Annotated in this window: 21 protein-coding genes; 10 read left to right on the plus strand and 11 right to left on the minus strand. The window is 58.3% G+C overall.

What is annotated here, in order from left to right; genetic code table 11:
• Nucleotides 1–605: 605 nt before the first annotated feature.
• The gene (locus AB4O41_RS11060) at nt 606–932 is read left to right on the plus strand and encodes a DUF3077 domain-containing protein (protein WP_460147745.1); all 327 of its coding nucleotides are present in this window, start codon (nt 606–608) and stop codon (nt 930–932) included.
• A gap of 219 nt (nt 933–1,151) precedes the next feature.
• Here the strand turns inward: AB4O41_RS11060 and AB4O41_RS11065 are convergent, their stop codons facing one another.
• The gene (locus AB4O41_RS11065) at nt 1,152–3,053 is read right to left on the minus strand and encodes a potassium transporter Kup (RefSeq protein ID WP_460147746.1); all 1,902 of its coding nucleotides are present in this window, start codon (nt 3,051–3,053) and stop codon (nt 1,152–1,154) included.
• Nucleotides 3,054–3,414: 361 nt separating this feature from the next.
• On the opposite strand from AB4O41_RS11065, the gene rimO reads away from it, so the two are divergent.
• The 6 genes from rimO (at nt 3,415) to tsaA (ending at nt 8,619) form a co-directional block, all read left to right on the plus strand.
• Nucleotides 3,415–4,752 (plus strand): 30S ribosomal protein S12 methylthiotransferase RimO, encoded by a 1,338-nt coding sequence (gene rimO / locus AB4O41_RS11070; RefSeq protein WP_460147747.1) that lies wholly within the window; start codon nt 3,415–3,417, stop codon nt 4,750–4,752.
• A 112-nt stretch (nt 4,753–4,864) separates the two neighbouring features.
• Entirely contained in the window at nt 4,865–5,338 is a 474-nt protein-coding gene (locus AB4O41_RS11075; protein ID WP_460147748.1) for a GNAT family N-acetyltransferase, read from the plus strand.
• Nucleotides 5,339–5,529: 191 nt separating this feature from the next.
• The gene (locus tag AB4O41_RS11080) at nt 5,530–6,240 is read left to right on the plus strand and encodes an rRNA pseudouridine synthase (protein ID WP_123719810.1); all 711 of its coding nucleotides are present in this window, start codon (nt 5,530–5,532) and stop codon (nt 6,238–6,240) included.
• Nucleotides 6,241–6,315: 75 nt separating this feature from the next.
• Nucleotides 6,316–6,786 carry a YehS family protein gene (locus AB4O41_RS11085; RefSeq protein WP_008010137.1) on the plus strand — a complete coding sequence of 157 codons (471 nt, stop codon included), beginning with the start codon at nt 6,316–6,318 and terminating at the stop codon, nt 6,784–6,786.
• A gap of 194 nt (nt 6,787–6,980) precedes the next feature.
• The gene (locus AB4O41_RS11090; RefSeq protein ID WP_460147749.1) at nt 6,981–7,751 is read left to right on the plus strand and encodes an SDR family oxidoreductase; all 771 of its coding nucleotides are present in this window, start codon (nt 6,981–6,983) and stop codon (nt 7,749–7,751) included.
• A gap of 166 nt (nt 7,752–7,917) precedes the next feature.
• Nucleotides 7,918–8,619 (plus strand): tRNA (N6-threonylcarbamoyladenosine(37)-N6)-methyltransferase TrmO, encoded by a 702-nt coding sequence (gene tsaA / locus AB4O41_RS11095; RefSeq protein ID WP_460147750.1) that lies wholly within the window; start codon nt 7,918–7,920, stop codon nt 8,617–8,619.
• Nucleotides 8,620–8,797: 178 nt separating this feature from the next.
• On the opposite strand, the gene fpr is transcribed toward tsaA, so the two are convergent.
• On the minus strand, nt 8,798–9,577 hold the full coding sequence (gene fpr / locus AB4O41_RS11100; RefSeq protein WP_003443014.1) for a ferredoxin-NADP reductase: 780 nt from the start codon (nt 9,575–9,577) through the stop codon (nt 8,798–8,800).
• Nucleotides 9,578–9,698: 121 nt separating this feature from the next.
• Between fpr and AB4O41_RS11105 the strand changes: the two genes are divergently transcribed.
• Nucleotides 9,699–10,625 carry a LysR family transcriptional regulator gene (locus AB4O41_RS11105; RefSeq protein WP_007907288.1) on the plus strand — a complete coding sequence of 309 codons (927 nt, stop codon included), beginning with the start codon at nt 9,699–9,701 and terminating at the stop codon, nt 10,623–10,625.
• On the opposite strand, the gene AB4O41_RS11110 is transcribed toward AB4O41_RS11105, so the two are convergent.
• The 3 genes from AB4O41_RS11110 to AB4O41_RS11120 form a co-directional block, all read right to left on the minus strand.
• Entirely contained in the window at nt 10,622–10,984 is a 363-nt protein-coding gene (locus tag AB4O41_RS11110; protein WP_008153979.1) for a diacylglycerol kinase, read from the minus strand. The genes AB4O41_RS11105 and AB4O41_RS11110 overlap by 4 nt on opposite strands.
• Nucleotides 10,985–11,058: 74 nt before the next feature.
• Nucleotides 11,059–11,709, minus strand: coding sequence for a response regulator transcription factor ErdR (gene erdR, locus AB4O41_RS11115; protein ID WP_052966391.1), 651 nt, complete (start codon nt 11,707–11,709; stop codon nt 11,059–11,061).
• 240 nt (nt 11,710–11,949) lie between these two features.
• Nucleotides 11,950–12,693 carry a tRNA-uridine aminocarboxypropyltransferase gene (locus tag AB4O41_RS11120; RefSeq protein WP_460147751.1) on the minus strand — a complete coding sequence of 248 codons (744 nt, stop codon included), beginning with the start codon at nt 12,691–12,693 and terminating at the stop codon, nt 11,950–11,952.
• Nucleotides 12,694–12,882: 189 nt separating this feature from the next.
• On the opposite strand from AB4O41_RS11120, the gene AB4O41_RS11125 reads away from it, so the two are divergent.
• The gene (locus tag AB4O41_RS11125; protein ID WP_367374381.1) at nt 12,883–13,308 is read left to right on the plus strand and encodes a PA3611 family quorum-sensing-regulated virulence factor; all 426 of its coding nucleotides are present in this window, start codon (nt 12,883–12,885) and stop codon (nt 13,306–13,308) included.
• On the opposite strand, the gene AB4O41_RS11130 is transcribed toward AB4O41_RS11125, so the two are convergent.
• On the minus strand, nt 13,309–13,503 hold the full coding sequence (locus AB4O41_RS11130) for a hypothetical protein (RefSeq protein WP_007907277.1): 195 nt from the start codon (nt 13,501–13,503) through the stop codon (nt 13,309–13,311).
• A 490-nt stretch (nt 13,504–13,993) separates the two neighbouring features.
• Here AB4O41_RS11130 and AB4O41_RS11135 point away from each other — a divergent pair, with 490 nt between their 5' ends.
• The gene (locus AB4O41_RS11135) at nt 13,994–15,112 is read left to right on the plus strand and encodes an LOG family protein (RefSeq protein ID WP_460147752.1); all 1,119 of its coding nucleotides are present in this window, start codon (nt 13,994–13,996) and stop codon (nt 15,110–15,112) included.
• 42 nt (nt 15,113–15,154) lie between these two features.
• On the opposite strand, the gene recX is transcribed toward AB4O41_RS11135, so the two are convergent.
• From recX to AB4O41_RS11160, 5 genes are all read right to left on the minus strand, one after another.
• Nucleotides 15,155–15,622, minus strand: coding sequence for a recombination regulator RecX (gene recX / locus AB4O41_RS11140; RefSeq protein WP_048393833.1), 468 nt, complete (start codon nt 15,620–15,622; stop codon nt 15,155–15,157).
• Between the two features lie 8 nt (nt 15,623–15,630).
• Entirely contained in the window at nt 15,631–16,683 is a 1,053-nt protein-coding gene (recA, locus tag AB4O41_RS11145) for a recombinase RecA (RefSeq protein WP_007907270.1), read from the minus strand.
• 83 nt (nt 16,684–16,766) lie between these two features.
• Entirely contained in the window at nt 16,767–17,267 is a 501-nt protein-coding gene (locus tag AB4O41_RS11150) for a CinA family protein (protein WP_460147753.1), read from the minus strand.
• 80 nt (nt 17,268–17,347) lie between these two features.
• Nucleotides 17,348–17,866: a lysis protein gene (locus AB4O41_RS11155; RefSeq protein ID WP_460147754.1), complete on the minus strand. Its 519-nt coding sequence runs from the start codon at nt 17,864–17,866 to the stop codon at nt 17,348–17,350.
• Nucleotides 17,848–18,411 (minus strand): glycoside hydrolase family 19 protein, encoded by a 564-nt coding sequence (locus AB4O41_RS11160; RefSeq protein WP_460147755.1) that lies wholly within the window; start codon nt 18,409–18,411, stop codon nt 17,848–17,850. Before AB4O41_RS11160 ends, AB4O41_RS11155 begins: the two co-directional genes overlap by 19 nt.

Consider the following 18,411-nt stretch of genomic DNA (forward strand, 5'->3'; position numbering starts at 1 on the left):
ATCATCTAGACGCCGCAAATTCCTGTGGGAGCGGGCTTGCCCGCGATGGCGGTATGCCTGTCACATTAATGCTGGAACTACCGCCGTCATCGCGGGCAAGCCCGCTCCCACAGGGTTCTTCGTTGGATTGAGATGTAACCCTGTCCGCTGTCCTAGGACAAAGGAAACTCGCCAACCCAGGCCAAATGGACAATCAATTCGATTTATCGCTGGGAAGACAACTTCTCAAGCACTCCTAAGATCTGTGAAATCGCTTGTTTAATTTCGGCACGGCGATTTCGGATGACTCTCACAAACCTTGTAGGCAAACTCCGAATCTCGTGTTTGGGCACTTTGCCGCCTTGTTGCGCTTTTCTTCGACGGGATACTCTCCGGACGTCGCTGACCATTCAGCGATCGGGCTTGGAAACCCGACGAGCGAATAGCAACAACGTGCCCAACATGACCGCAGACCTTTACGGCTGCAATCTTGTGTCATGGCGGTTGTGCGTGGGACGTCTTCGGACGTGCCGGTTTCCTAGGCTCCCGGTTTTCCAACCTGCGCACAGCTGCCACCCATTCGCTTGGAAACGAACGTGGCTGCTCCTCAAGCTTGGGAAATAGACATGACTAAAATTGATTCATCCGCGATTTCAGAACTAAAAACCATCGGCCTCACCCCGCTCATCTACTGCTCGGATCAGGCGTTGTTCAACGTCCGCGCCGGCGTCCCCATCGTTGATGCATTGTCACAAGCCTCCGACCTGCTGTTCCTCGCCAAATCATTTACCGAGGATGCAGCCTATGCAAAAGACACCGACCGCCACGCCTGGGCCGCGCATTATTTGACGGCTATGTCCAAGGCAGTGATTGATGATGTGGTGAAGGTGCTGACACCGCGACCCGCCCGGACCAAGACCGAATCTGAAGAAGAGCTGACTGAAAGCAAGTAAAGGCGCAGGGACGGAAAAGCCGCGTTCCTGCAGACACTCAAATACCTGTGGGAGCGGGCTTGCCCGCGATGACGGCCGCAGATCCAACATTGATGTGGCAGACATACTGCTATCGCGGGCAAGCCCGCTCCCACAGGGTTCTTCGTTGGATTGGGATCAAATGCCAGTCAATAAAAAGCCCCCGCTACCTTCATGGCAACGGGGGCTTTTTCATGTGGCTTACATCTCGACTTGCGTACCCAGCTCAATCACCCGGTTCAGCGGCAGATTGAAGAACCGCAAATTACCATTGGCATTCTTCAACATGAAGGCGAACAACAACTCGCGCCAGCGGGCCATGCCTTCGAGTTTGGAAGCGATGACTGTCTCGCGACTGAGGAAGTAGGTGGTGCGCATCGGACTGAAATTCAGGTCATCCAGATGGCACAGTTTCAAGGCCTCAGGCACGTCCGGCTCGTCGGTGAAGCCGAAGTGCAGGATCACCCGGAAGAACCCTTCGCCGTAGGAATCGACATCGAAACGCCGTTGTGGCGGAACGCGCGGGATGTCTTCGTACACCACCGTCAGTAGCACCACTTGCTCGTGCAGCACCTGGTTATGCAGCAGATTGTGCAACAGCGCGTGAGGCACGGCGTCCGGGCGAGCGGTCAGAAACACGGCGGTGCCCTGAACCCGATGCGGTGGTTGTACGCGGATACTGCTGATGAAGATCGGCAGCGGTAACCCGCCTTCGTCCAGTCGCTCCACCAACAGTTGCTTGCCGCGTTTCCAGGTGGTCATCAATACGAACAGCGCGATACCGGCAATCACCGGGAACGCACCGCCCTGTATGATTTTCGGCACGTTGGCAGCGAAGTAAAGACCGTCCACCAACAGGAAACCCAGCAACACCGGCACCGCGAGGACCGGTGGCCACTTCCACAGCAGCAACATCACCGCCGACACCAAAATCGTGGTCATCAACATGGTGCCGGTCACCGCTACGCCGTAGGCCGAGGCCAACGCGCCGGAGGACTCAAAGCCTATTACCAGCAGGATCACGCCAACCATCAGCGCCCAGTTCACCGCGCCGATATAGATCTGGCCCTGCTCGGCACTGGATGTGTGCTGAATGTGCATGCGCGGAATGTAGCCGAGCTGGATCGCCTGACGGGTCAGGGAGAACGCACCGGAGATGACCGCTTGCGAGGCAATCACCGTGGCCATGGTCGACAATCCCACCAACGGGATCAACGCCCAGCTTGGCGCCAGCAGATAGAACGGGTTACGGGCGGCTTCCGGATCACCGAGCAGTAACGCACCCTGCCCGAAGTAGTTCAGCACCAGAGCGGGCAGCACAAGGATGAACCAGGCCCGGGCGATCGGCTTACGACCGAAGTGGCCCATGTCGGCGTACAGCGCCTCAGCACCGGTCAATGCCAGCACCACGGCGCCAAGAATCGTAACCCCCATGCCCGGGTGAACCATGAAGAAACGCACGCCCCACACCGGATTCATCGCCTGCAACACTTCCGGGTGCTGACTGATGCCATATACGCCTAATGCGCCGAGCACCAGAAACCAGGTGACCATGATCGGACCGAACAGAATGCCGATCCGCGCCGTACCGTGGCTCTGAATCAGGAACAATGCCACCAGCACCACCAGCGACAGCGGCACTACCCAATGGTCGATGCCCTCGAACGCCAGCCCCAGCCCCTCAATCGCCGACAGCACAGAAATCGCCGGGGTGATCATGCTGTCGCCGTAGAACAGCGCCGCGCCGATCAGCCCACAGACCACCAACAAGGTGCGCAATTTTGCATGCCCCGCCGCTGCTCGTCGGGCCAGGGCGGTCAAGGCCATGATCCCGCCCTCGCCCTGGTTGTCGGCACGCAGCACGAACATCATGTATTTGATCGAGACGACCCAGATCAGCGACCAGAAGATCAGCGCCAGAATGCCCAGCACGCCGTCATGGTTGACGGGCACGCCATAGCCACCGGAAAACACTTCTTTGAGGGTGTACAGCGGGCTCGTGCCGATATCGCCATACACCACCCCGACCGCCGCGACCAGCATGCCGATCGGTTTTGCTGCCGAATGCTCGGCGCCCGCCGCTTGACTACTTGCCTGCCCCATCCAAAACTCCTACTACTCAAACCCGGACTTCTTATAAGAAGCACTATGCCTTGTCGTGCAGCATGCGCTGTTTTACTTGTTGTTACAGACGTTTTATTGACTGTAGAAAATCGGTAAAGCTTAACGGCGCGAAGCATAGCGCAGCACTCGTCGTATTTCCCTGCATAAAGCTGGTCAAGTGCGCCGCCCATCGCTAGAATTGCGCACTTTTTGATCAGAGGCGCAGAAAACGTCCTTTCTCGCGAGTCACCGCTATTTTTTGACGAGTCAAAAAGCAGCGTATTCACGAGACAGAACGTAAGCGCCCGTCTGTCGCCTTGCCGTTCTCGGCTGGAGGCGTCCCAAAACACCGAGGTTAGACATGTCCACCACTCCTGCGCCGGCCAATCCAAAGGTTGGCTTCGTATCCCTGGGTTGCCCCAAAGCACTGGTCGACTCCGAGCGCATCCTTACCCAGCTGCGCATGGAAGGCTATGACGTTGTGTCCACTTATCAGGACGCCGACGTCGTGGTGGTCAACACCTGCGGCTTTATCGACTCGGCCAAGGCTGAGTCCCTGGAAGTGATCGGCGAAGCCATCAAGGAAAACGGCAAGGTCATCGTGACCGGCTGCATGGGCGTCGAAGAAGGCAACATCCGCAACGTGCACCCAAGCGTATTGGCCGTGACCGGTCCGCAGCAGTACGAGCAAGTGGTCAACGCCGTGCACGCCGTGGTGCCACCGCGTCAGGATCACAACCCGCTGATCGACCTGGTGCCGCCGCAAGGGATCAAACTGACCCCACGCCACTACGCCTACCTGAAGATTTCCGAAGGCTGCAACCACAGTTGCAGCTTCTGCATCATCCCGTCAATGCGCGGCAAACTGGTCAGCCGTCCGGTCGGTGACGTGCTCGATGAGGCCCAGCGCCTGGTCAAGTCCGGGGTCAAAGAGCTGTTGGTGATTTCCCAGGACACCAGCGCCTACGGCGTCGACGTGAAATACCGCACCGGCTTCTGGAACGGCGCGCCGGTGAAAACCCGCATGACCGAACTCTGCGAAGCACTGAGCACTCTCGGTGTCTGGGTGCGTCTGCACTACGTTTACCCGTACCCGCACGTCGACGAGCTCATCCCGCTGATGGCCGCCGGGAAAATCCTGCCGTACCTGGACATCCCGTTCCAGCACGCCAGCCCGAAAGTCCTGAAAGCCATGAAACGCCCAGCCTTCGAAGACAAGACCCTGGCACGGATCAAGAACTGGCGCGAGATCTGCCCGGACCTGATCATCCGCTCGACCTTCATCGTTGGCTTCCCCGGCGAAACCGAAGAAGACTTCCAGTACCTGCTGAACTGGCTGACCGAAGCGCAGCTGGACCGCGTTGGCTGCTTCCAGTATTCGCCGGTCGAAGGCGCACCGGCCAACCTGCTGGACGCGGCCATCGTGCCGGACGACGTCAAGCAAGACCGTTGGGACCGTTTCATGGCGCACCAACAGGCCATCAGCTCGGCGCGCCTGCAAATGCGCATCGGCCGTGAAATCGAAGTGCTGGTCGATGAAGTCGACGAGCAAGGCGCGGTCGGCCGTTGCTTCTTCGATGCCCCGGAAATCGACGGCAACGTGTTCATCGACAACGGCAGCAACTTGAAGCCCGGCGACAAAGTCTGGTGCAAAGTGACCGACGCCGACGAATACGACCTGTGGGCTGAACAGATCTAAACGCAAAAAATACAAAAAGCCCTGCTCTCTTGACGAGATGCGGGGCTTTTTTACGTCTATCGTTTTGTGAGAGAAAGAACTCGCGTCATCCACGCAAGAGAGGCCAGCGGGCATGCACCAACACTCGGTAATTCACACACCGAAACAGAGCGATTACGAAGAACTCACCCAAGTATGGGAAGCCTCGGTGCGCGCCACCCATGACTTTCTGCCCGACAGCTACATCGACCTGCTGAAGAATCTGGTGCTGACCCGCTACCTCGACGCGGTGATGCTGATCTGCACCAAAGACTCGCGCCAGCGCATCACCGGGTTCGCCGGCGTCGCGGCGGGCAAGATCGAAATGCTCTTCATCGACCCGGCGCATCGCGGCAAAGGCTTGGGCAAGCAATTGCTGCGCTACGCCCTGGAACACCTGAACGCCGATGAACTGGACGTCAACGAGCAAAACCCGCAGGCCTTGGGGTTTTACTTCAAACAGGGCTTTGAGGTGATCGGTCGCTCCGAGCATGACGGCATGGGCCAGCCCTATCCGTTGCTGCACATGCGTTTGCGCCAGTCTCAACAACTGACGCGTAATGGCTGACACAACATGAAACCCTTGTGGGAGCGAGCCTGCTCGCGAAAGCGGCCTATCAATCGACAATGATGTTGAAGATGATGACGCTTTCGCGAGCAGGCTCGCTCCCACATTAAAAGCACATGCGGCAAATGGAGCCGGGATTAACCGGCGCCAGGCAGGTACAATGCCCACCCCTTTTTTGTTACGGCCCTGTCATGACTGACCCGATTCGTCTCTCCAAACGCCTCATCGAACTCGTCGGCTGTTCCCGTCGGGAGGCTGAGCTGTTCATCGAGGGCGGCTGGGTCACCGTGGACGGCGAAGTCATCGACGAGCCGCAGTTCAAGGTCGACACCCAAAAAGTCGAGCTCGACCCAGAGGCCAAGGCCACTGCGCCGGAGCCGGTGACCATCCTGTTCAACGTTCCCGCGGGCATGGACGCGGACACAGCCATGGCGACCATCAGCGCCGAGACCCTGAGCGAAGAACACCGCTACGGCAAACGCCCGCTCAAGGGCCACTTCCTGCGCCTGACCGCCAGCACCGACCTGCAGGCCAATGCCAGCGGCCTGCTGGTGTTCACCCAGGACTGGAAGATCCTGCGCAAACTCACTGCAGACTCCGCCAAGATCGAGCAAGAGTATGTGGTCGAAGTTGAAGGCGACATGGTGGCTCACGGCCTCAACCGCCTGAACCACGGCCTGACCTACAAGGGTAAGGAACTGCCGCCGGTCAAAGCCAGCTGGCAGAACGAAAACCGCCTGCGCTTTGCGATGAAGAACCCACAACCGGGCGTGATCGCCCTGTTTTGCCAGGCTGTAGGCCTGAAGGTCGTCGCCATCCGCCGCATCCGCATCGGCGGCGTGTCCATCGGCAAAGTGCCGTTGGGGCAATGGCGCTACCTGTCCGGCAAAGAGAAGTTCTAAGACTTTTCACGCCGCCATACATTTCGGCGCCGCTGTTTATGCGGCGCCCACTGCTGAATATCAGGACTGCACACCATGATTCATAACGACGTACTGCGCAGCGTGCGCTACATGCTCGACATCAGCGACAAGAAAGTCATCGAGATCATCAAGCTCGGCGGCATGGACGTGTCCATGGAAGACCTGCTGACCTACCTCGACAAGAAAGAGGAAGACGAGGAAGGCTTCGTACGCTGCCCAGACGAAGTCATGGCGCATTTCCTCGATGGCCTGGTGATCTTCAAGCGCGGCAAGGACGAAAGCCGTCCGCCGCAGCCAATCGAAGTGCCGGTGACCAACAACATCATCCTGAAGAAGCTGCGTGTGGCCTTCGAACTGAAGGAAGACGACATGCACGCGATCCTCAAGGCTGCCGAGTTCCCGGTGTCCAAGCCTGAGCTGAGCGCGCTGTTCCGCAAGTTCGGCCACACCAACTACCGCACCTGCGGCGACCAGTTGCTGCGCAACTTCCTCAAGGGCCTGACCCTGCGCGTTCGCCCGCAGTAAATCGCCCACGAACCTGTAGGAGCACAGCTTGCTGGCGAAGGCGATCTTGAAAACGCCTTCGCCAGCAAGCTGCGCTCCTACAGGGACGGTGGCAGTTCAAGGCTGTATAGACCCTCATTCCTCGCAAAAATAGTGGCTCCGCTTCTGGCGGCTGACGACTAGGGTGTATTGACCCTCAGCTCTCAGGACTCGCCATGCATCCCTACTTTTCCCTGCAAGGCCGCACCGCTCTGGTGACCGGCGGCACCCGCGGTATCGGCAAAATGATCGCCAAGGCTTATGTCGAGGCTGGCGCCACTGTGTACGTGTGTGCCCGCGATGCCGACGCCGGCCAGCAAACTGCCTTTGAGCTGAGTGCCTTCGGGGTTTGTCACGCGATAGCTGCCAACCTGGCCCACGAAGAAGGCGTCCAGCAATTGGCTACACGCCTGAGTGAACAGATCGGTCAGCTAGATATTCTGGTGAACAACGCCGGCACCACGTGGGGCGCGCCGCTGGAGAGTTACCCGGTCAAGGGCTGGGAAAAGGTCATGCAGCTCAACGTGACCTCGGTGTTCAACTGCATCCAGCAATTTCTGCCGCTATTGCGCAAGGCCGGTTCGGCGGCGAACCCGGCACGGATCATCAACATTGGTTCGGTGGCCGGGATTTCGTCCTTTGGCGAACAGGCGTATGCCTACGGCCCGAGTAAAGCCGCCCTACATCAACTGTCGCGGATTCTGGCGCGGGAACTGGTAAGCCAGCACATCAACGTCAATGTGATTGCGCCGGGGCGTTTTCCGAGCAAGATGACTCAGCATATTGGCAATGATGAGCAGGCGTTGGCGGACGATACGGCGTTGATTCCGATGAGGCGCTGGGGGCGGGAGGAAGAGATGGCGGCGTTGGCGATCAGCCTGGCGAGTACGGCCGGGGCGTATATGACCGGGAATATCATTCCTTTGGATGGTGGGTTTAGTCTCTGATCTCCTCCCAATGATCGTTCCCACGCTCTGCGTGGGAATGCCTCAATGGACGCTCTGCGTCCGCTTTGGGACGCAGAGCGTCCCGGGCTGCATTCCCACGCAGAGCGTGGGAACGATCTTTGGGTGGGTTATCATGCCCGCCTCAACTCCGCCTTGACCCCAAACCATGACCTACAGCGTTTCCCCCATCGGCTTCGTGCGCTCCTGTTTCAAGGAGAAGTTCGCCATTCCGCGCCAGCCACAACTGGCCCCGGCCGCTCGAGGCGTGCTGGAGTTGGTGGCGCCGTTCGATCAAGGTGATGCGGTGCAAGGACTGGAGCAGGTCAGCCATGTCTGGTTGTTGTTCCTGTTCCATCAGTCCCTGGAAGAAAAGCCACGCTTGAAAGTCCGCCCTCCGCGTCTGGGTGGTAACAAATCCATGGGCGTATTTGCCACTCGGGCGACGCACCGGCCCAATGGCATTGGTCAATCGGTGGTCAAACTGGATAAAGTCGAAGCCGATCGGCTGTGGATCTCCGGCATCGACCTACTCGACGGCACGCCGATTCTCGACATCAAACCTTACGTGCCTTACGCGGACATCATCGACACGGCGTCCAACAGCATCGCCAGCGCCCCGCCGCTGCTGATTCCCGTGCAGTGGACAGACTCAGCGCTGCAACAGGCTCATGGCCACGCTCAGCGGCTTGATGAGCCGTTGGTCGAGCTGATCGAGCAATGCCTGGCACAAGACCCACGCCCGGCGTATCAGATTCCTGCACCGGAAAGGGAATACGGCGCGCAGTTCTGGGATGTGGATGTGCGCTGGCATTACCCCACGCCCGACCTGATCCGCGTCCTCGAAGTCATTCCTGTGTCCAAAGCGTAGAGATTGTGTCCAGCATAAAAAAGCCCGCGCAGCCTTAAGGCTACGCGGGCTTTTTATGGTCTACGCCAAACCAATGTGGGAGCGGGCTTGCTCGCGAAAGCGGACTCTCAGTCAACATCATCGTTGAATGTTAAACCGTCTTCGCGAGCAAGCCCGCTCCCACATTTTTCAGCGAAACTTACTTCTCGACGAACGCACGCTCGATCAGGTAATCACCCGGCTCGCGCATCCGCGGCGAGACTTTCAGGCCGAAGCTATTCAAAACTTCGCTGGTCTCGTCGAGCATGCTCGGGCTGCCGCACAACATGGCGCGGTCATCCTGCGGGTTGATCGGTGGCAAACCGATGTCGCTGAACAGCTTGCCGCTGCGCATCAGGTCGGTCAGGCGGCCTTCGTTCTCGAACGGCTCGCGGGTCACGGTCGGGTAGTAGATCAACTTGTCACGCAGCGCCTCGCCGAAGAACTCGTTCTGCGGCAAGTGCTCGGTGATGAACTCGCGGTAAGCGACTTCATTGACGTAACGCACGCCGTGGCACAGGATCACTTTTTCGAAACGCTCGTAGGTTTCCGGGTCCTGGATGACGCTCATGAACGGCGCCAGACCGGTACCGGTGCTGAGCAGGTACAAATGTTTGCCAGGCTTCAAGTCATCCAGCACCAACGTGCCGGTAGGCTTCTTGCTGATGATGATCTCGTCGCCTTCCTTCAGATGCTGCAGCTGGGAAGTCAGCGGGCCATCAGGCACCTTGATGCTGAAGAACTCGAGATGCTCTTCCCAGTTTGGGCTGGCAATCGAGTAAGCACGCATAAGCGGGCGGCCATTGGGCTGTTGCAGGCCGATCATCACGAACTGACCGTTCTCGAAGCGCAGGCCCGGATCGCGGGTGCACTTGAAGCTGAACAGAGTGTCGTTCCAGTGGTGAACACTGAGGACACGCTCGTGGTTCATGTTGCTCATGTACGTGGGACTCCTGGAGATTTGCCTGCGCCGATGATGTGCGCAATTGCAGCGCATTCTAATGGCAGCGACAATATCTGTTAACTGGATTATTAAGATAAGGGTTATCGGTTATATCGATATGCGATTTACTCTCCGTCAACTTCAAGTATTCGTCGCCGTCGCCCAGCAGGAAAGCGTATCCCGTGCTGCATTGACGCTCAACCTCTCACAATCGGCGGCGAGCACCTCAATCACCGAGCTCGAGCGCCAGTGCAGCTGTCAGCTATTCGATCGCGCCGGCAAACGGCTGAGCCTCAACGCCCTCGGCAAACAGCTGTTGCCGCAGGCGGTGGCCCTGCTCGACCAAGCCAAGGAGATTGAAGACTTGCTTAACGGCAAGTCCGGTTTCGGCTCTCTGGCGGTCGGCGCGACCCTGACCATCGGCAATTACCTCGCCACTCTGCTGATCGGCAGCTTCATGCAGCGCCATCCGGAAAGCCAGGTGAAGCTGCATGTGCAGAACACTGCCAACATCGTGCAACAGGTCGCGCATTATGAAATTGATCTGGGTCTAATCGAAGGCGACTGCAGCCATCCGGACATCGAAGTGCAGAGCTGGGTCGAAGATGAGTTGGTGGTGTTCTGCGCGCCTCAGCATCCGCTGGCCAAACGTGGCATCGCGACCATGGAGGAGCTGAGTCATGAGGCGTGGATTCTCCGCGAACAAGGTTCGGGCACACGGCTGACGTTCGACCAGGCCATGCGACACCATCGCAGCGCGCTGAACATTCGCCTGGAGCTGGAACACACCGAAGCGATCAAGCGCGCGGTGGAATCAGGCTTGGGGATTGGCTGCATTTCACGCCTGGCGCTGCGCGATGCGTTCCGCCGCGGCAGTCTGGTACCGGTGGAAACACCGGATCTGGACCTGGCACGGCAGTTCTATTTCATCTGGCACAAACAGAAATATCAGACATCGGCGATGCGCGAGTTCCTCGAACTGTGCCGCGCGTTCACCGCCGGGGTTCAGCGCAGCGACGAGATCGTCCTGCCCACCATCGCTTAAAGCAGGATCACCGCCCATACCAGCGCAATCATGCTCAATGCCACCAATTGAGCGGCGCTGCCCATGTCCTTGGCGTTCTTGGACAGCGGGTGCAACTCAAGGGAAATGCGGTCGATGGCCGCTTCCACCGCCGAATTGAGCAATTCGACGATCAAGGCCAACAGGCAGACTGCAATCAGCAGCGCCTGCTCGACGCGGCTGACGTTCAGGAAAAACGACAGCGGAATCAGGATGACGTTAAGCAGCACCAGTTGCCGGAAAGCCGCTTCACCGGTGAAGGCCGCGCGCAGGCCGTCCAGTGAGTAGCCGGAGGCGTTGAGGATGCGTTTGAGGCCGGTCTGGCCTTTGAAAGGTGACATAAAGTGGGCAACTGACCAAAAAGGAGTGGGAAAGCTAGATCAAGCAAAGTCAAAAAAGCGTGAACATGTAGCACTTAGTGGCTCGAAATTGACTCAAGTTGTTGCAAGAGCAGCGCGGCCTGAGTCCGGGTCCGCACATTCAGCTTGCGGAAAATGGCCGTGACGTGGGCTTTGATTGTTGCTTCGGAAACGCTCAACTCGTAAGCAATCTGTTTGTTCAACAAACCTTCACAGACCATGGTCAACACACGGAACTGCTGAGGTGTCAGGCTGGCAAGGCCTTCGCTGGCAGCCTTGGCTTCGGCGGAAACGCTGACCGCTTCGAAGGCCTGGGGCGGCCAGAAAACGTCGCCATCGAGCACCGCGCGTACGGCTTTCTGAATGACACTCAAATCACTGGACTTGGGAATGAAACCGCTGGCGCCGAATTCACGGGATTTCACCATGATCGACGCTTCTTCCTGAGCCGACACCATCACCACCGGAATCTGCGGATACTGGCCACGCAACAGCACCAGCCCGGAAAAACCGTAAGCCCCTGGCATGTTCAGGTCCAGCAATACCAGATCCCAGTCGGCCTTTTCGTCCAGACGGGTTTCCAGCTCGGCAATGCTTGCCACTTCCACCAGACGGACATCCGGGCCCAGGCCCAGGGTCAACGCTTGATGCAGGGCACTACGAAAAAGAGGGTGGTCATCGGCAATCAGGATTTCGTATGTGGCCATTTTTCAAATGATCCTGTTTTTATGGGGATGCCTGATGCATTTCAGGCCTCGCCAAAACAACTCGAGGTGCAGCCACGCAGCAGCACCAACAGGGCACGTTCAACGCCAATTACGTAAAAAAAGCAGCGTTTCAAACCTTGGCCGCGCCCTAATCGGCGCCAAGCATGCCCAGCGAAGCCGGGGTGGTCAAGTTGCATGGCCCTGCCAGCAAGCCTGGTTCTTTTGCAGTATGGGCGACTCTCAGCAAACGACGGGAGCCGCGTGCGGCACAAAGGGCATCAGCTCGGCATGGGCCGGTGTTGCAACATTCACATCCAGCTGATGTTTAGCGTCCAGGTAATGCTGGCTGAACACATCAAAATAAGCGTCCAGCGCCGAGGCAGCGTCTGTATCGCCGGCAAGATCTAGGCACAGCGCCGCCACCTCGGCCGTACACAGGTGCTCGCTGCGGGTGGACCTGCGCAATCGGTACCGTGAAAGCTTCTCAGGAAGCAGGCTCAGAATCGGCAACGCATCAAAATAGGGGCTTTTACGGAAAATCTTCCGGGCTTCGGTCCAGGTGGCGTCCAGCAGAATAAACAGTGGGCGCTTGGTGCTATCGACCTCGACGCTGTGGGTAACTCGCTCGGGTTCGACGTATTCGCCCGGAAACACCAGATAGGGTTGCCACTGTGGGTCGGCCAACAGCGCCAGCAGTTGTTCATCGACTTCCGTGCGTGACCAAATGAACGCATGGTTGTCGCGCACCACATCGGCAATCAGCCAACCGGTGTTGCTTGGTTTGAACACTTCTTTATTGGTCATGATCAGGCACACGCCGCTACGGGTATCGACCTGCGGACGCCAGGCGCATAGGCAGTGGCTCTCGATTACACGGCAGGCACGGCAACGGGTTGCCCGCCAGCCACGGGCCTGAATCGGCTTGATGCCCTCTTCCTCTCGCTGATCACGCAAGCGGGCTACGGCGTTGGGGGCGTGGTTCATCTTGGGCAACACCGGCAGACAGGAAAACTCGACACAAACGGCACTCGGCAAGGCAATAAAGGCCAGCAGTTTACCAGAGCGGCCAGCGCAAGCCTGTACCGACCAGACCACCTCCCCTATAATTCGCCGCCACTGAACGCACAGTCACGTGGCTGGTCGAACCACCAGTCACTGAACCAGGAGAGTTTCATGCTGCGCCTTATCGTTCCCACCGCTGCCATTCTGCTGGCGTCGTCCTTCAACGCTCAGGCTGCATCCTTGAGTGAGCAGAATCTGAATAGAGAGCTGCGAAACGTCGCCGTACAAAGCAGCGTCGGCACGCCACGGGCGATCAACGAAGACCTTCTGGATCAGGGTTATACCGTCGAAGGCAATCAGTTGATCAATCACCTGAGCGTTCAGAGCAGTCACGCCGACAAGATGCGCGCCGATCCGAAAGCCGTGTACTTCCAGCTTGGCGCCTCCGTCTGCAGAAACGAGGGGTTCCGCAAGCTGATGGCCAAGGGTGCGATCATGCGTTACGACTTTACCGAAGTGAAGACCAATCGCCCGGTCGGCTCCGCAAGCTTCCAGGAATCGGATTGCCCGAAAGCCACACCAACCAAGAAAAAGTAATCAACGGGAATTGGCGCGCCGCTGTTCATCCTCGGCGCGCAGTTCTGCCAGCAGCGCCTGCAAGTAGCGCGAACGTCGCTCCCCGCCCTCCAGACGCCGGCAGCACTCCTCTTCGAGACTCAAATGATTGGTCTCGGCTGATAATTTCAGCAATCGATACAGTTGCGCATCGATCTCCAGAGTGACTCTGGGCATAGTTTCCCGCCTCCTTGCACGCATTGATCGTCATTGATCACGCGATAAATCCCTGAAATTGCTTGAACGTTGTGTCCTGCCATTGACGCAAAGCTGTCGTGTCACGCCTGTAACTTAGTAAATCAGAGCGCACGACATACGGCTTGCGTTCAGACGAGCGGTGAAAGCACCTTGCAAATCGTCAATAAGCGGTTGCCAGGAAAGACTTTGCGGCGCAATGATCAAGCAGCAAAAATCGTTGCGAGGGTCTAAATTCAAAGTGTTCACGTTGATTTTTTTCAGGGCAGAAAAGGGGCTGCCCATTGCGTGTCTTATTGTGCAAACGTTTCTTTCATTCAAGGGATAAGCAGAGCCCGTATGGATGGCTCGATTGCAACCGAGTCAGATGGAGCGCCCAGGCAAGGGCTTGGGCAGACAGCGACACAAGGGGTGTCGCGGCGCCGACGATTGTTTTGTCGGGCCAAGGGTTCTGTGCAGAAGGAGAAGTTGAATGCCTTACCAACCGAATGACCTCCTGAGCCGTCATTTTCAAGAAAGCGGCCACGACCTCACCAGCAAGGTCGAAGAACAACTCAACCTGGTTTCACCCAACAGCCCCAACATCCCGATTTACCGCGACATGATCCTGACTGTGCTGCGCATGGCCCAGGAAGATCACAACCGCTGGAATGCCAAGATCACCCTGCAAGCCTTGCGCGAACTCGAGCATGCCTTCCGTGTGATGGAGCAGTTCAAGGGACGACGAAAAGTCACTGTTTTCGGCTCGGCCCGCACGCCGATAGAACACCCACTGTATGGTTTGGCCCGAGAGCTTGGCGCCGCTCTGGCGCGCTCGGACATGATGGTCATCACCGGTGCCGGCGGCGGCATCATGGCGGCGGCCCACGAAGGTGCCGGCCTGGAACACAGCCTGGGGTTCAATATCACCCTGCCCTTCGAGCAGCATGCCAATCCCACGGTCAATGGCACCGGGAATCTACTGCCCTTCCACTTTTTCTTTACCCGCAAACTGTTCTTCGTCAAGGAGGCCGATGCGCTGGTCCTGTGCCCAGGCGGTTTCGGTACGCTGGATGAAGCACTGGAAGTGCTGACCCTGATCCAGACCGGCAAAAGCCCATTGGTGCCCGTGGTGCTGCTGGATGCGCCGGGCGGCAAATTCTGGCAAGGCGCGCTGGACTTCATTCACCAGCAACTGGAGGAAAATCGCTACATCCTGCCAACCGACATGAAGCTGTTGAGCCTGGTCTACAGCGCCGAAGAGGCAGTGGAGCAGATCAATCAGTTCTACAGCAACTTCCACTCCAGCCGCTGGCTCAAGCATCAGTTCGTGATTCGCATGAACCACAAACTCAGCGACCGGGCGCTTGAACACATGCAGGAGGCATTCGTCGACCTGTGCCTGAGCGATCATTTCCATCAGCACGCCTACAGCGGTGAGGAGCACGACGAACCGCAGTTCAGTCATCTGGCGCGACTTTCCTTCACCTTCAACGCCCGTGATCATGGTCGTCTGCGGGAGTTGGTGGATTACATCAACCTGCCGGAAAACTGGGCCCAGTCCAAACCCCAGGCGCAACAACGCACACGGGAACCGTCCAAGGTAACGTGAGGAAAAAAAACGGCCCGCTATCGAAATAGCGAGCCGTTTCAGTCAATCGTCCATCCCTCGGCCGCTGAACAAGCGGCTGATCATTTCCATGGAATACCCCCGATAACTCAGGAACCTGCCCTGTTTGGCACGTTCCCTGGCGTCTATCGGCAGGTGCCCAGCAAATTTGCGCCGCCAGGTGTCTTCCAGTTGTTCCTGCCAGTTGATACCGCTCTCGCGCAAGGCCAGTTCGATGTCGGTACGTTGCAGGCCGCGCTGGCTCAACTCTTCGCGAATTCGCAAAGGGCCATAACCGGAACGGGCACGGTAGGAAACAAAGCTTTCGAGGTAACGGGACTCGGACAACAGGCCCTCTTCCGTCAAACGGTCGAGTGCTGTGTCGATCATTTCAGGGAGGGCGCCGCGCTGACGCAGTTTACGCGTCAGCTCAACTCGACCGTGCTCGCGTCGCGCGAGCAGGTCCATTGCGGTTCGCCGCACCGCGACGAGTGTATCGAGTACGGCGGTCATCGGATCAATCAGATATCAGCGTCAGCCAGGTCATCAGCCGTCTCTTTGACTGGCGATGCTTTGACGTCCGGCGCTGGGGTCAGCAACTTGTCACGCAGTTGCTTCTCAAGTTTCGCGGCGATCTCCGGGTTGTCCGCCAGGAACTTGGCCGAGTTGGCCTTGCCCTGACCGATCTTGGTGCCTTCGTAGGCATACCAGGCACCGGATTTCTCGACGAAACCGTGCAGAACACCCAGGTCGATCATCTCACCGTTGAGGTAGATGCCCTTGCCGTAAAGAATCTGGAACTCGGCCTGACGGAACGGCGAAGCTACTTTGTTCTTCACGACTTTGACGCGGGTTTCGCTACCGACGACTTCATCACCTTCTTTCACCGCGCCAGTACGGCGGATGTCCAGACGAACCGATGCATAGAACTTCAGCGCGTTACCACCGGTGGTGGTTTCCGGGCTGCCGAACATCACGCCGATTTTCATACGGATCTGGTTGATGAAGATCACCAGGCAGTTGGCGTTCTTGATGTTACCGGTGATTTTACGCAGCGCCTGGGACATCAGACGGGCTTGCAGGCCCACGTGCATGTCGCCCATTTCGCCTTCGATTTCAGCCTTTGGCACCAGTGCGGCCACGGAGTCGACGATGATCACGTCAACCGCATTGGAACGCACCAGCATGTCGGTGATTTCCAGGGCCTGCTCGCCGGTGTCCGGCTGGGAAACCAGCAGGTCGTCGACGTTGACGCCCAGTTTGCCGGCGTACTCAGGGTCGAGGGCGTGTTCGGCGTCGACGAATGCGCAGGTCGCGCCGGCTTTTTGAGCCTGGGCGATCACCGACAGTGTCAGGGTGGTTTTACCGGAGGATTCAGGACCGTAGATCTCAACGATACGGCCTTTTGGCAGACCGCCAATGCCGAGCGCGATGTCCAGACCCAGAGAGCCAGTGGAAATAGCCGGGATCGCCTGACGGTCCTGATCGCCCATACGCATTACGGCACCCTTGCCGAATTGACGTTCGATCTGACCCAGGGCCGCAGCCAAGGCTTTCTTCTTGTTGTCGTCCATTAAAGTCCTCACGTAATCAATAAGGCCTGACGGCCAACACCTGTATAAGTAGCCAGTATTATTCCACAGCGTTTCAGGATCGCCTACCCCTGATTTGAGATTTCTCCAGCGGCATGCCGCAGCAGCCCCTCTAGCGCGGCCTTCACCGTTTGTCGGCGGACCTCGTCACGGTTACCGGGAAAGTACTGTACCTCGCTGAACACCTGCTCACCGACGCCCCAGGCCAGCCACACCGTGCCCACAGGCTTGTTCGGCGAACCGCCATCCGGCCCGGCTACACCGCTGACCGCCACGGCAAAACGCGCCCGGCTTTTTTCCTGCGCACCGCGAACCATGGCCTCGACCACCTCGCGACTGACCGCCCCGACCGTTGGAAACAACTCGGGCGGGACGTCCAATTGCTGGACTTTCTGGCGGTTGGAGTACGTGACATAACCGGCCTCGAACCATGCCGAACTCCCGGGAATTCGGGTGATCGCCTCGGCAATCCCGCCCCCGGTACAGGATTCGGCAGTGGTGACGTGGGCATTGAGAACCTGCAAGCGTCTGCCAAGTTCAGCGGCCAGCTGAGTGATATCTTTCACGGCTCTCTCCTGATCGAGCGGAATGAGGCCTACCGTACACGAGCCGATCACGCTTGCAAGGTTCAGGATCGATCAAAATGTTAGCGAGCGAGGGCTCTGACATAGGCCTGACACGCCTGCAGGGCAATCAGTCCGCTATCGCCTGCGTCGGTGATGGCGATAATTCGTTGAGCATGCGCCGGGTCAAGTCGGGCTCGCGGGGCGCCATGATCCACTCCGCTGGTGCCGGAGGCGGCTGGCACTGCACAGGCTGAGGCAGCGTCATTGGCATCAAGGAAGACTGACAAGCGCACATCAGCAGTGGCAAGACGATCACGCAGGCGACCTTGATCACGTTCGGCATCGCTAAGCGCTCGATAATGGGTTTGCTCACTGGCCGACAGCCGTTGTTCCAGGGCCAGGCGCTTGTCCTGCTCGGTCTGTTGCCGGGTAGCCGCGGCCAGAGTCAGTTGATTAAGGGTCTCGGCGTACAGCCTGGCCTGCTCCGCCAGTTGCCGGCCGTAGCGCCAATCCTGAAGCTGCCAGGCCAATGCCGCCGAACAACCGGCCAGCACCAGCAGACCGATCAGTCGCCAGCCGATCAGACCGAAGGCTGGCACAGCACCGCCCTCGCCCGCGCCCAGATTTCCAGACGATCCTGCAAGCCGTTCAACCCACCGTTGATACGGCGAGTGATGCTATTAAACTGGCCGCGGTCGGCCAATTCATTCAAGCCATTCTGCTCCCAGAACCATGCCGCTGATTCGGCCGCCCATTGGGGTTGTTCCAGCAGTTCAGGCAGAGACAGCAGACGTTCATCGCCAAACAGGCCGAAACTGCATTGCCGGTAGTTGTTAAGGCCGGTGATCTGGATCAAGCCACGGCCACGGTATTTTTGACCGTCGCCGTCGGGTTCTGGAGTGTTGCCCAAACGGGCGGCCAGCGTGCCGGTGTCGTATTTGCTCAGGTATTGAGTACTGCCCAGTTCTCGTACGTACTGCAACTGCCCTGATTCGTGACCGACTTGCGCGAGGAAGGCGGCGATGCGTTTGGGGGTGTTGATGTTGCGGTGAGACATGGCGGTGTTCAGGGCGGAAATGAAAACGCCCGCTTGGGTGCGGGCGTTGGGGAGTATCTGCAATAACTTCTGTTGGGTGAGGGGCAT

The organism is Pseudomonas sp. S2_A02 (genome assembly GCF_054668495.1).